Raw genomic sequence first — 12,987 nt, 5'->3', positions numbered from 1 at the left:
TCACGGGACGACGTAGAGGTCCCGGTAGTTGGGCGTGCCCAGCGAGCCGTCACCCGTGGGGTTGCCGACGCGGGAGCCGAAGGCGAACAGGCGGTTGACGTAGCCGGTCGGGATCACCGGGAACTGCTCGGTCATGACCGACTCGTCGAGCGCACCCCACGCGGCAGCCTGGTCCTCGATCGGGAGCGAGGCGATGGCGTCCATCGCGGCGTCGACCGCGGGCTCGTCGAAGTGGGCGGTGTTGAAGGCGGCACCGCTCCTCAGCAGCGGCGGCAGCATCGCCGACCCGGTGGGCCAGAGCGGGCACCAGTTGACGCCACGGAGGTTGAGCGCCCGGTTCACCTTGTCGTCGGGGTCGAGCCACACGCTGTAGGGCGACGACTGCAGGGGGATCGCCCTGACCTCGAAGCCGGAGGCCTCGAACCCGGCCGTGACCTGCGACTGGGCATCCCTCGCCAGCGGGTCGAGCGCGTTGTAGACCATCGTGATCGGGTACGGCCGGTCGGCGTCGTAGCCGGCCTCGGCGAGGAGCGCGCGAGCCTTCGCCGGGTCGTAGGTGATCTGCCGGCCGTCGACCTGGAACTCCTGTCGGCCCGTCATGCCGGGCGGCATCACCGGTCCGGCCGGGACCCGGGTGACGCCCGGGACCTCGCCGCCGGCGATCCAGGCGTCCTCGTAGGGGTAGGCGTAGGCGAGCGCCTTGCGCACCCTGAGGTCGGTGATCTTGGTGTAGTCCGGGGTCAGCGTGGTCAGGCACTGCGTGGATTGTTGGACCAGGCGGTCGCCCAGCGACTCCTCGGCCTCGACGTAGCGGTCCGCGGCCAGCGAGGTCGACACGGCCGCCTCGCTGTTCGAGCTCCCGGAGAGCATGATCTCGTCGACCTTGGCCTGGTCCTGGTCGAGCTCGAACACGAACCGGTCGACGTACTGGTGACGAGCCGGGTCGGAGCCCGCATCCCATGCGTCGTTGCGCACGAGCACCAGCCGCTCCCCCGGCTCCCAGCTGGCCACCTTGTAGGGGCCGTTGGACAGGGGCCGACGGCTGTAGGTCGCCGGGTCGGAGGCGTCACCGAGCGGCGCCGGGCCCATCGCCATGACCGAGCCGAGGTAGGCCATGTCGGGGAAGGGCCTCGACATCTCGATGGTGACGTCCTGACCGGACACGGCGATGCCCGGGTAGTCGCGGCAGAGCGGGTCGTCGCCCGTGTAGGGGCCGTCGTACTCGTCCGCTCCGGCGAAGTACGTCGTGGCGTACTCGGCCCCGGGACCCGCCGGGAAGACCTCGGCGTCGAGCGAACGGCAGATGCCGAACGCGACCTCCTCGGGCGTGACCGGGCTGCCGTCCTCCCAGGTCGCGTCGTCGCGGATGGTGAAGGTCCACCGCGTGAAGTCCTCGTTGTGCGACCCGAGGTCGGTCGCGAGGTCCGGCACCAGCACCGGCTGCCCGTCGTCGCCACGGGCGTACTGCGTCAGCGACCGGCTCACGAGCGCCTGCTGGATCGCGTTCCCCGGCGCCGACCAGCCTTCGGTCGGGTCGAGGGTGTTCAGCCCGGGCGCGCCGGGGAGGTAGACCGTGAGGGTCCCGCCTCGGACCGCCCCGGGGACGTCGGGTGCAGGGCCCTGCCGTCCCGGGTCCTGCGTCGCCGCCACCGGCACGTCGTACGCCCGCCCACCGTCGAAGGCGCCACGACCGTGGCGGTCCGTCACGCGGCCGTCGCACGCGGCCAGCGCGAGGACCACGACACCGGCCAGGGCGGCGGCGGCCTCGCGCCGCCTCATCCGCCGGACCCGCGCACGATGCGGCGGATCCGCTCCCAACGTTCCTTCACCGACGCCTCGGCGCCGAGCGCGGTCGGGCGGTAGTACTCCGTGTCCCGGAGCTGGTCGGGGGCGTACTGCTGCTCGGCGACGCCGTAGGGCTCGTCGTGGGGGTAGGCGTAGCCCTTGCCGTGGCCGAGGTCCTTCGCACCGCCGTAATGGGCGTCGCGCAGGTGGGGCGGCACCTGGCCGATCTTGCCCGCGCGCACGTCGGCGATCGCCGCGTCGATCGCGGTGATCACCGCGTTGGACTTGGGCGCCACCGCGAGGTGGATGGTGGCCTGGGCCAGGTTGATCCGCGCCTCGGGCATGCCGATCAGCTGCACCGCCTGGGCGGCCGCGACGGCCGCCTGGAGGGCGGTCGGGTCGGCCAGGCCGATGTCCTCGCTCGCGTGGACGACGAGGCGCCGCGCGATGAACCGCGGGTCCTCCCCCGCCTCGATCATGCGGGCGAGGTAGTGCAGCGCCGCGTCGGCGTCGGAGCCGCGGATCGACTTGATGAAGGCGCTGATGACGTCGTAGTGCTGGTCGCCCTGGCGGTCGTAGCGCACCGCCGCCTGGTCGACGGCCGTCTCGGCGGTCTCCAGGTCGATGGCGTCGAGACCGTTGCTCGCCGCGGCACCGGCCGCGGCCTCGAGGTAGGTCAGCGCGCGCCGCGCGTCACCACCGGCCAGGCGTACGAGGTGGGCGCGGGCGTCGTCGTCGAGCCCGGTCTCCCCCGCCAGCCCACGGTCGTCGGCGAGCGCGAGGTCGATCACCTCCGCGACGTCGTCGTCGGTGAGCGACTGGAGGCGCAGCAGGAGGCTGCGCGAGAGCAGCGGGCTGATCACCGAGAAGAACGGGTTCTCGGTCGTCGCGGCGATCAGGGTGACCCAGCGGTTCTCGACGCCGGGCAGGAGGGCGTCCTGCTGGGCCTTGGTGAAGCGGTGCACCTCGTCGACGAAGAGCACCGTCTCCTGGCCGCCTCGGGCGAGCTCGGCGCGGGCGCCGTCGATCGCGGCGCGCACCTCCTTGACGCCGGCGGCGACGGCCGACACCTCGACGAAGCGCCGCCTGGTCTGCTGGCTGACGATCGCGGCGATCGTGGTCTTGCCGGTGCCGGGCGGTCCCCACAGCAGCAGGGACATCGACTGGTCGCCCTCGATCAGCCGCCGCAGCGGCGACCCCGCGGCCCGCAACTGCTGCTGGCCGACGAGCTCGTCGATGGTCCGCGGGCGCATCCGGACCGCGAGGGGCGCCGAGGCGTGCGTGTTGGCGCCCAGCGACCCGCCCCCGGGTACGACACCGGGCGCGGGTTGCCCCGCGCCCGGAATCTCGAACAAGCCGTCCACGTCGTGAGTATCTCCTTCCCGACCCGACGGTCGGGAAGGGAGGTCAGGCTCCGGCGGTCTGCTTGGTCTTCAGGTCGTACCAGGTCTTGTCGTAGCCGGGGCCGGACAGCTGGTGCGTCGCGGTCGCGCCCGGCACCGGGCTGCCCTGGTCGTCGACGCCGAGGAGCTCGGTCGTGACGGGGGTGGCCGGGTGCGAGCCCAGCTCGCCCGCGAAGTGGCAGGCGACCTTGTGGCGCGACCCGATCTGCAGCAGCGGCGGCTCGACCTTGGCGCAGATCTCCTGCGCGAACTGGCAGCGCGTGCGGAACCGGCAACCCGAGGGCGGGTTGATCGGGCTGGGCACGTCGCCCTCGAGGCGGATGCGCTCGCGACGACCACCGACCGCGGCCTGCTTCACGTCCGGCACCGCGGAGAGCAAGGCCTGCGTGTAGGGGTGGTGCGGGTGGGAGTAGATCGTGTCGCGGTCACCGATCTCCACGATCTTGCCGAGGTACATCACGGCGATCTCGGGGCAGAAGTGACGCACGATCGCCAGGTCGTGGGCGATGAAGAGGAACGCCACGTCGAACTCCGACTGGATGTCCTGGAGCAGGTTGACCACCTGCGCCTGGATCGACACGTCGAGGGCCGAGACCGGCTCGTCGGCGACGAGGACCTTCGGGTTGAGCGTCAGCGCCCGGGCGATGCCGATGCGCTGGCGCTGGCCGCCGGAGAACTCGTTCGGGTAGCGGTTGTAGTGCTCGGGGTTGAGGCCCACGACCTCGAGCAGCTCCTGCACCCGCTTGAGGACGTCCTTCTTCGGGACGATGTTGTGCACCTCGAGCGGGGCACCGACGATCGTGCCGACCGTGTGGCGCGGGTTGAGCGAGGTGTAGGGGTCCTGGAAGATCATCTGCACGTCACGGCGCAGCGGCTTCATCTCGCGGTTGGACAGCTTCGCGAGGTCCTTGCCCTCGAACGTCATCGAGCCGCCGGTCGGCTTGTAGAGCCGGGTGATCAGGCGACCGGTCGTCGACTTGCCACAGCCGGACTCACCGACGAGGCCGAGCGACCCGCCCTTGGGCACCTCGAACGAGATGCCGTCGACCGCCTGCACGTGGCCGATGGTGCGGCGTACGACACCCGAGGACTTCACGGGGAAGTACATCTTCAGGTTGTCGACCGTCAGCACGGCCGGTGCGTCCGGGTCGAGCTCGGAGGCCACGTGACCCATCTCCGCGACGGTGGCGAAGTCGAGGTCCTCGATCGCCACCTCGTGGTCCGCGGTGGCGTCGTGCTGGTCCTCGAGCACACGGTCGCCGGTCTCGGCCGCGTTGGCGCCGATCTCGGTCGGCTCGATCTCGGAGCGGGAGTTCGGGTCCTGGGTCATCGGGTCTCCTCGACGAGCTCGGGGGCGATCTCGGGCAGCACCTCGGTCGCGTAGACCGACACGGGGTCGGCGAGGTGGCAGCGCTTGAGATGTGCCGTGCCGGAGCTGGCCGGAAGCAGCTCGGGAAGCTCGGTGGAGCACAGGTCACCGGCGACCTTGTCGGAGTGCACGCACCGCGGGTGGAAGGAACAGCCCGACGGCGGCCGCAGCAGGCTGGGCGGGTTGCCGGGGATCGGGATCAGGCGCGCGTCGGTGGACGCGTTCACGTCGGGGATGCTGGACAGCAGGCCCCACGTGTAGGGCATCTCCGGCGTGGTCAGGATCTGCTTGGCCGTGCCGAACTCCACGCAGCGACCGGCGTACATCACGAGGACGTCGTCAGCCATCTCGGCGATCACGCCGAGGTCGTGGGTGATGATGATGACGGCCGAGTTGAACTCGCGCTGCAGGTCCTGGAGCAGGTCGAGGATCTGCGCCTGCACCGTCACGTCGAGCGCGGTGGTCGGCTCGTCGGCGATGAGCAGCGACGGGTCGTTGATCAGGCCCATCGCGATCATCGCGCGCTGGCGCATGCCGCCGGAGAACTGGTGCGGGAAGTCGTCCACGCGCCGGTCGGGCTGCGGGATGCCGACGCGGTCGAGCATCTCGATCGCCTTGCGGCGCGCGTCGCGCTTGGAGGCGCTCGAGTGGTGGACCAGGTAGGCCTCCTCGAGCTGCGCGCCGATCTTGTAGAAGGGGTGCAGCGCGGCGAGGGCGTCCTGGAAGATCATCGCCATCGCGTTGCCGCGCAGGTCGCGCATGCGCGACTCGCTGAGGCCGACGACCTCGGTGCCACCCACGCGGATGGAACCGGAGATCTTCGCCGACTTGGTGTCGTGCAGGCCCATCACGGCCATGCTCGAGACCGACTTGCCGGAACCGGACTCGCCGACGATGCCGAGGGTCTTGCCCTTCTCGACCGAGTACGACAGTCCCTGCACCGCGGTGACGGGACCGTCCTGGGTCGGGAAGGTGACCTTCAGGTCCTCGACCTGGAGGAAGGGCCCCTCGGCCGCATCGCGCTCGGCGGCGGACGACTGGGTCATGGGAACGCTGGTCACGAAAGCCTCACCCTCGGGTCGAGGACGCTGTACACCACGTCCACGAGCAGGTTGGAGATGATCAGGGCGACGGCACCGAAGAGCGCAGTCGCCTGGACGACGGGCAGGTCCTTGCCGGTCACGGCCTCGAGCGCCCACCAGCCGATGCCCTTGATCTCGAAGATCCGCTCGGTGAAGATCGTGCCGGCCAGCAGGGTGCCGAAGTCGATGCCGAAGATCGTCACGACCGGCACCAGGGCAGCACGCAGCCCGTGCTTGTAGATGATGGTCCGCGCCGGCAGGCCCTTGGCCTTCGCCGTACGGATGTAGTCCTCGCTCAGCGACTCGACCATCGCACCGCGCGTGTATCGCGTGTACTGGGTGCAGCCGAAGATGCCGAGCGCCACCCAGGCCAGGAACATGCCGGAGAACCACTTCCATGGTCCTTCGCCCAGGGGTGAGAAGTAGCCCGTGTCGCTGAACAACGGCACCTCGAACGTGATCGTGAGGTAGAGCCAGGTCAGCAACGCGAAGAGGTAGTACGGGATCGAGCTGATGAACAGGAAGCTCGAGACCAGGGCCTTGTCGGCCACGCTGCCGCGCCTTCGCGCGGCTGCTACACCGATGGGGACTCCGAAGAGGACGTAGAGGAAGGCACCGCCGATGGCGATCGAGAAGGTCGCCGGCATGCGCGAGACGAGCTCCTCCTTGACCGGGGCCTTGGTGCGGAAGCTGATGCCCAGGCACGGCGCGGCGCACTCGTACTCGTTGGAGGCGATGGTGAGGGTGCGTCCGACGAAGACGCCCTTCACGAACTTGCCGTACTCCTCGTAGACCGGGTTGTCGTAACCCAGCGTCTTCTCGTACGTCGCAAGCCTCGCGGGCGTGCATCGGTTGCCGCTCTCGCGGTCACAGATCGGCTGGGCCGGGCTCGAGGGGCCGTACCAGAACAGCAGGAAGATCGCCATCGAGATCAACGTCACGACGAGGACTCCCGAGATCAGCCGCTTGACGACATACGCGAACATCGCAGGTCACTCTCCGGGGATGGTGGATGAGTCGGACCGAGGCACGACAGCCTACTTGGTCCGGGCTGCCGAGTGGGGGCTCCCGGTCAGGGAGCCCCCACCCGTCAGTTACTACTGGGGAACTACGTGGTGCTCAGTGATGAGCACCAGGTCACTGCATGACGTACAGGTCCTTGTAGTTCGGGGCACCGATCGAGCCATCGCCCGTCGGGTTGCCGATCTTGCTGCCGAACACGAACAGGTCGTTGCGGAACGCGGTCGGGATGATCGGGAAGTACTCCGTCATGATCTTCTCGTCCAGCGCACCCCAGGCGTCGGCCTGGTCGTCCATCGGCATGGTGGCGATGGCCGACATCTCGTCGTCGACCGACGTCTCCGAGAACTGCGCGGTGTTGTAGACAGCACCGGTGCGCAGGAGGGACGGGATCATCGTCGAGCCCGACGGCCAGTCGGAGCACCAGTTGACGCCACGCAGGTTCAGCGTCTTGTTGACCTTGTTGTCGGGGTCGAGCCACACGTTGTACGGCGACTCCTGGACCGGGATGGCCTTGACCTTGAAGCCACCGGCCTCGAAGCCCTTGGTGATCTGGTCCTGAGCGGCCTTGGCCAGCGGGTCGACCTCGTAGAACACCATGGTGATCGGGTACGGCTTGTCGCCGTAGCCGGCCTCGGCGAGGAGCTCCTTCGACTTCTCCGGGTCGTAGGTGATCTGCTCACCGTCGACCTGGAACTCCTTCTTGCCGGCCATGCCGGGAGGCATCACCGAGTTGGCGGGGATACGGGTCACGCCCGGAACCTCACCGCTCGCGATCCAGACGTCCTCGTACGGGTACGCGTAGGCCAGGGCCTTGCGGACGTTGATGTCGGTGATCTTGGTGTAGTCCGGCGTCAGCGTGGAGACGCACTGCGAGGTCTGCTGGACGAGACGCTCGCCGAGCTGGCCGTTGGCGTCGTTGTACTTGTCCGAGCCCAGGGCGGTGGAGACGGCGGTCTGGCTGTCGGAGTTGTCCGAGAGCATGATCTCGTCGACCTTGGACTGGTCCTGGTTGAACTTGAAGACGAACTCGTCGGCGTACTGGTGACGCGCCGGGTCCGACTCAGCAGCCCACTGGTCGTTCTTCACGAGGACGAGCTCCTCGTTGGGCTTGTAGCTCTCGACCTTGTAGGGGCCGTTGGAGAGGGGCTTCTGGCCGTAGTTCGGCGGCTTGGAGGCGTTGCCGAGCGGAGCCGGGCCCATCGCCATGAAGGCGCCCCAGTAGTCCATGTCCGGGAACGGCTTCGACATCTTGATGGTGATGTCCTGGCCGTCGACCGAGATGCCGCCCCACTTGGCGCACTTCGGGTCCTTGCCGGTGTACGGGCCGTCGTAGTCCTCGGCACCGTCGAAGTAGGACTTCGAGTACTCGGTGCCCGGGCCGGACGGGAACGCCTCGGAGTCGAGCGAGCGGCAGATGCCGAACGCGACCTCGTCGGCGGTGACGGGCTTGCCGTCCTCCCACGTGGCGTCGTCACGGATGGTGAAGGTCCACTCCGTGTAGTCGTCGTTGGGCGTGCCCAGGTCGGTCGCGAGGTCCGGAACCAGCACCGGCTGGCCGTTCTCGTCGCGGGCGTACTGGGTCAGCGAGCGGCTCGTGAGCGCCTGCTGGATGGAGTTGCCCGTGACGGACCAGCCGCCGGTCGGGTCGAGCGTGTCGGGACCGGGGTCACCGGGGAGGTACACCGTGATGGTGCCACCTGCGGTCGCGCCCTCGACGTCAGCAGCGGGGCCCTGACGCTCAGCGTCCTTGGTGCCCCCCTCCTGGCCGCCGAACTTCCTGTCCGTGCCACTGCCGCTGCCACCGTCGTCCGACGACCCACCGCCACAGGCAGCGAGCGTCAGAAGAGCGGCACCAGCAACGAGTGCAAGCGGCTTGTTCCGCTTCATGCTGTCCAGCCTTTCTTTGTGTTTCTCACCGAGGACGGCGTCTCCGGCGACGAACGTGGGACCTGAGGCCGAGCGCAGGCTCAGCGTCGGGTCTTGGGGTCCAGGGCGTCGCGGAGCGCATCGCCGAGGAGGTTGAGCGCGAGGACCAGTGCGACGACGCCGAGCAGCGGCTGCCACAGGTACTGCGGGTACTCGCGGAAGAAGGTGAGGTTGGTGCCCTTGAGGATCGTCTGGCCCCACGAGACGCCGTCGGTGACACCGATGCCGAGGTAGGCCAGCCCGGCCTCCGCGGCCACGAAGGCCGGCAGCATCAACGAGACGCTGATGATGATCGGGGCGGCCAGGTTGGGCAGGAGCTCCTTGAACAGGATGCGGGAGGTCGGCATGCCCATGACGCGGGCGGCCTGCACGAACTCGCGCTCACGCAGCGCGAGGACCTCACCACGGATCAGGCGGGCGGTGCCCATCCAGCCGAGCGTCGCCAGCACGATGATCAGGCTGAACTTCTGGATGGTCCCGTAGTTGTCCGAGAGGGAGAACCGCTCGTTGATGATCGGGGCCAGGGTCAGCGCGGCCAGCAGGTAGGGGATCGTCAGGAACATGTCGATGAAGAACGACAGGACCTTGTCGACCGCGCCACCGAGGAAGCCGGCGAGCAGGCCGATCACGATGCCGACGAGGCTCGCGAAGATGGTGGCCGTGGTGGCGATCATCAGCGAGACGCGGCAGCCGTAGAGCCAGTAGGCCAGGTTGTCCTCACCCGTGCGGGGAGCGACACCCATCGGGTGCTCCCACGTGAACGAGCCGTTGGGCGGGCCCATCTCGGGCTTGGGCAGGCCGTTGTTGAGGCCGTCGACGCGCTCGCTGGCGAGCGGGGTCTCGAGGCTCACACCGAACAGGTGGCTGATCGGACCGGCGAAGACGGCGCAGATGATGAAGAACAGCACGATGACCGCACAGACGACGGCGATCTTGTCGCGGGCCAGACGGCCCATCGCGATCCGCATCGGCGACTTGCCGGCGATCTCCTTGGCCTGCTGGCTGTTGGGATCCTGCTGCTGGCCCTCATCGCTGAGGTGGCCCAGTGTCTCCGGCCCTGCGGTCTCTGCCGACATGCTCTCCCCATCTGGTTCTCGGGAACTGTCCCGGCGCACTCCCGGGGGTCCCCCGGGGCCTGCGCCGAAACGGGACTCTATGTGACCCGCGACGCACGCACGATCACTGACGCGTAACGATCCAGTTACGACCGGTTAACCACCCCGTGGCGGCAAACCTCCCGGGGATCACTCCTCGGGCGGGAGGTCCTTCGCGGGTACGGCGTCGACACCGGCTTCCTTGCGCTGCTCCGCCGTGATGGGGGCAGGGGCCGCCGTGAGGGGGTCGTAGCCCCCTCCGGACTTCGGGAAGGCGATCACGTCGCGGATCGAGTCGGTGCCCGCGAGCATCGCCACGATGCGGTCCATGCCCACCGCGATGCCGCCGTGCGGGGGCGCGCCGTACTTGAAGGCGTCGAGCAGGAAGCCGAACTTCTCCTGCGCCTCGTCCTCGTCGAGGCCCATCACCTTGAACACGCGCGTCTGCACGTCGCCGCGGTGGATACGGATGGACCCGCCACCGAGCTCGTTGCCGTTGCAGACGATGTCGTAGGCGTAGGCCAGCGCGCTGCCGGGGTCGGTGTCGAAGGTGTCGAGGAACTCCGGCTTGGGGCTGGTGAAGGCGTGGTGGACGGCCGTCCAGGCGCCTGCGCCCACCGCGACGTCGCCGCTGGCGACCGCGTCGGAGCTCGGCTCGAACAGGGGCGCGTCGACCACCCAGGTGAAGGCGAAGACGGAGTCGTCGAGCAGACCGCCGCGACGACCGATCTCCAGGCGCGCGGCGCCGAGCAGCGCACGGCTGCTCTTGACCGGGCCGGCGGCGAAGAAGATGCAGTCGCCCGGGTTGGCGCCGACGTGGGCGGCCAGGCCCTCGCGCTCGGCGTCGGTGAGGTTCTTGGCGACCGGTCCCCCGAGCTCGCCGTCCTCGGCGATCGTCACGTAGGCCAGGCCCTTGGCGCCACGCTGCTTGGCCCAGTCCTGCCACGCGTCGAACTGCCGACGCGGCTGGCTGCCGCCGCCCGGCATGACGACGGCGCCGACGTAGTCGGCCTGGAGGACGCGGAAGGTGGTGTGCTTGAAGTACTCCGTGCACTCGACGAGCTCGAGGCCCATGCGGAGGTCCGGCTTGTCCGAGCCGTACTTCGCCATCGCGTCGGCGTACGTCATCCGGGGCAGGGGGCGCTCGATGGTGTGGCCGGCCTGCGCCCACATCGCCTCGAGGACGTCCTCCATCAGCGTGATGACGTCCTCCTGGTCCACGAAGCTCATCTCGATGTCGAGCTGGGTGAACTCGGGCTGGCGGTCGGCGCGGAAGTCCTCGTCGCGGTAGCAGCGCGCGATCTGGAAGTAGCGCTCCATGCCGCCGACCATCAGCAGCTGCTTGAACAGCTGCGGGCTCTGCGGCAGGGCGTACCAGCTGCCGGGCGCGAGGCGGGCCGGCACGAGGAAGTCGCGGGCACCCTCGGGGGTCGAGCGGGTCAGCGTCGGGGTCTCGACCTCGACGAAGTCGCGCGCGTCGAGCACGTCGCGCGCGGCCTTGTTGATCTTGCTGCGCAGGCGGAGCGCGGCGTTGGGGCCGGAGCGACGCAGGTCGAGGTAGCGGTGCTTGAGGCGCGCCTCCTCCCCCACCTCGATGTGGTCGTCGATCGGGAACGGCAGCGGCGCGGCCGCCGAGAGCACCTCGACGCCTGCCTTCCCGGGGAGTGCGACGACCTCGATCTCGCCGGTGGCGAGGTTGGGGTTCTCGTTGCCGGCCTTGCGAGCCACGACCTCGCCGGTCACCTTCAGGCAGTACTCGCTGCGGAGGCTGTGCGCGACCTCCTCGTCACGTACGACGACCTGCACCACGCCGCTCGCCTCGCGGAGGTCCAGGAACGCGACACCGCCGTGGTCGCGGCGGCGGGCCACCCACCCGGCGAGGGTGACGGTCTGGCCGACGTTCTCGGCGCGCAGGGTGCCGGCGTCATGGGTGCGGATCACTGGATCTCCTCTGAAGAGCTGGGGGTGGCGGTGCTGATGATGCGGGGCCGCAGGTCGGCCTCGGGTGGCGCCCAGGTGGCCGGGTCGGCGTCGACCTGGTCGCCGGTGCGGATGTCCTTGACCTGACTGCTGCCATCGGCCTGAACGAACCAGACGTAGGGGATGCCCCGGCGCTCGGCGAAGCGGATCTGCTTGCCGAACTTCGCCGGGGTCGGCGCGACCTCGCAGGCGATGTCGCGGGCTCGGAGAGCGCTCGCCACGGCGGTGCTGGAGGCGCGGTCCTCCTCGGCGTTGAGGGCGACCAGCACGACGCTGGGCACGGGCCGGTCGCCGTCGAGCACACCGTCGGCGATGAGCGGGATCAGGGTGCGGGAGACGCCAAAGGAGACGCCGACGCCCGGGTAGGTCGTCCGGCCGTCGCTGGCGAGGGCGTCGTAGCGCCCTCCCCCGCCGACCGACTTGAGTCGCTCGTAGCCCGCCATGAAGACCTCGACGACGGTGCCGGTGTAGTAGTCCAGGCCGCGCGCGATGCGGAGGTTGGCCTCCACGCCGACCGTGTCGCCGGCCACGGCACGGCAGCCCTCGACCACGGCGGCGAGCTCGTCGAGGCCCTGGTCGAGCAGCTCGTCCTCGACGCCCAGCGCCCGGACCTTCTCGACGAACGAGGTGTCCTCGACCCGGATGGTCGCCAGCTCGAGGCATCGCTGCGCCTGCTCCGGCGTCGTACCGACGCGGTCGACGAGCATCGTAACGACTTCGTCGGCCGGCAGCTTGTCGAGCTTGTCGATGACGCGGATCGCGTCGGTGACGTCGTCGATGCCGAGGCCGCGGTAGAAGCCCTGGATCAGCTTGCGGTTGTTGAACTGGAACGACAGCCGCGGGATCGGCAGGCGCGAGAGCGCGTCGACCATCACCGACATCACCTCGACGTCGTGGTGGAACGGCAGCTCGTCGCGCCCGACGATGTCGACGTCGGCCTGGGTGAACTGGCGGTAGCGGCCCTCCTGCGGCCTCTCGCCGCGCCACGCCGGCTGGATCTGGAAGCGCCGGAACGGGAACTCGAGGTGCCCGGCGTGCTCGAGGACGTAGCGCGCGAACGGCACCGTCAGGTCGAAGTGGAGGCCGAGCTCGGCCTTGGCGTCCTGCTCGGCCGCCATCCTCTGGAGGACGTAGATCTCCTTGTCGACCTCGCCGCCCTTGGCCAGGCGGTCGATCGGCTCGACGATGCGGGTCTCGATGTTGGCGAAGCCGTGCAGCTCGAAGGTGCGCGACAGTGACGCGATGACCTCGCGCTCGACGGCGCGCTGCGCAGGCAGCAGCTCGGGGAACCCGCTCAACGGGCTGATCTTGCTCATCTCGTCTTC

Annotated in this window: 9 protein-coding genes; all 9 read right to left on the bottom strand. The window is 69.3% G+C overall.

Features of this window, described 5'->3' with window-relative positions; genetic code table 11:
- A complete protein-coding gene (locus tag J2X46_RS14600; protein ID WP_310251734.1) occupies nucleotides 1–1,779 on the bottom strand; it encodes an ABC transporter substrate-binding protein in 1,779 nt (592 codons plus the stop codon).
- Complete coding sequence (locus tag J2X46_RS14595) at nucleotides 1,776–3,149, bottom strand: replication-associated recombination protein A (RefSeq protein WP_310251732.1); 1,374 nt, start codon at nucleotides 3,147–3,149, stop codon at nucleotides 1,776–1,778. The genes J2X46_RS14600 and J2X46_RS14595 overlap by 4 nt, the downstream gene beginning before the upstream one ends.
- Before the next feature lie 43 nt (nucleotides 3,150–3,192).
- Nucleotides 3,193–4,362 carry a dipeptide ABC transporter ATP-binding protein gene (locus tag J2X46_RS14590; RefSeq protein WP_310252082.1) on the bottom strand — a complete coding sequence of 390 codons (1,170 nt, stop codon included), beginning with the start codon at nucleotides 4,360–4,362 and terminating at the stop codon, nucleotides 3,193–3,195.
- Between the two features lie 152 nt (nucleotides 4,363–4,514).
- Nucleotides 4,515–5,603 carry an ABC transporter ATP-binding protein gene (locus J2X46_RS14585; protein ID WP_310252081.1) on the bottom strand — a complete coding sequence of 363 codons (1,089 nt, stop codon included), beginning with the start codon at nucleotides 5,601–5,603 and terminating at the stop codon, nucleotides 4,515–4,517.
- A gap of 11 nt (nucleotides 5,604–5,614) precedes the next feature.
- On the bottom strand, nucleotides 5,615–6,625 hold the full coding sequence (locus tag J2X46_RS14580; protein ID WP_310251730.1) for an ABC transporter permease: 1,011 nt from the start codon (nucleotides 6,623–6,625) through the stop codon (nucleotides 5,615–5,617).
- Between the two features lie 151 nt (nucleotides 6,626–6,776).
- A complete protein-coding gene (locus tag J2X46_RS14575; RefSeq protein WP_310251728.1) occupies nucleotides 6,777–8,549 on the bottom strand; it encodes an ABC transporter substrate-binding protein in 1,773 nt (590 codons plus the stop codon).
- A gap of 80 nt (nucleotides 8,550–8,629) precedes the next feature.
- A complete protein-coding gene (locus tag J2X46_RS14570; RefSeq protein ID WP_310251726.1) occupies nucleotides 8,630–9,664 on the bottom strand; it encodes an ABC transporter permease in 1,035 nt (344 codons plus the stop codon).
- Nucleotides 9,665–9,832: 168 nt separating this feature from the next.
- Nucleotides 9,833–11,623: an aspartate--tRNA ligase gene (gene aspS / locus J2X46_RS14565; protein WP_310251724.1), complete on the bottom strand. Its 1,791-nt coding sequence runs from the start codon at nucleotides 11,621–11,623 to the stop codon at nucleotides 9,833–9,835.
- Nucleotides 11,620–12,978 carry a histidine--tRNA ligase gene (gene hisS / locus J2X46_RS14560; protein ID WP_310251722.1) on the bottom strand — a complete coding sequence of 453 codons (1,359 nt, stop codon included), beginning with the start codon at nucleotides 12,976–12,978 and terminating at the stop codon, nucleotides 11,620–11,622. Before hisS ends, aspS begins: the two co-directional genes overlap by 4 nt.
- Nucleotides 12,979–12,987 lie beyond the last annotated feature (9 nt).

The organism is Nocardioides sp. BE266 (assembly GCF_031457855.1).
In the GTDB taxonomy this organism is placed as follows: Bacteria; Actinomycetota; Actinomycetes; order Propionibacteriales; family Nocardioidaceae; genus Nocardioides.
This window is presented reverse-complemented; position numbering and strand designations above follow the sequence as displayed.

Excerpts from the sequence above, each read along its gene's own strand:
- hisS (WP_310251722.1), bottom strand. The coding sequence starts at position 12,978 with ATGAGCAAGATCAGCCCGTTGAGCGGGTTCCCCGAGCTGCTGCCTGCG.
- J2X46_RS14570 (WP_310251726.1), bottom strand. The coding sequence starts at position 9,664 with ATGTCGGCAGAGACCGCAGGGCCGGAGACACTGGGCCACCTCAGCGAT.
- J2X46_RS14585 (WP_310252081.1), bottom strand. The coding sequence starts at position 5,603 with ATGACCCAGTCGTCCGCCGCCGAGCGCGATGCGGCCGAGGGGCCCTTC.
- J2X46_RS14600 (WP_310251734.1), bottom strand. The coding sequence starts at position 1,779 with ATGAGGCGGCGCGAGGCCGCCGCCGCCCTGGCCGGTGTCGTGGTCCTC.
- J2X46_RS14575 (WP_310251728.1), bottom strand. The coding sequence starts at position 8,549 with ATGAAGCGGAACAAGCCGCTTGCACTCGTTGCTGGTGCCGCTCTTCTG.
- J2X46_RS14580 (WP_310251730.1), bottom strand. The coding sequence starts at position 6,625 with ATGTTCGCGTATGTCGTCAAGCGGCTGATCTCGGGAGTCCTCGTCGTG.
- J2X46_RS14590 (WP_310252082.1), bottom strand. The coding sequence starts at position 4,362 with ATGGGTCACGTGGCCTCCGAGCTCGACCCGGACGCACCGGCCGTGCTG.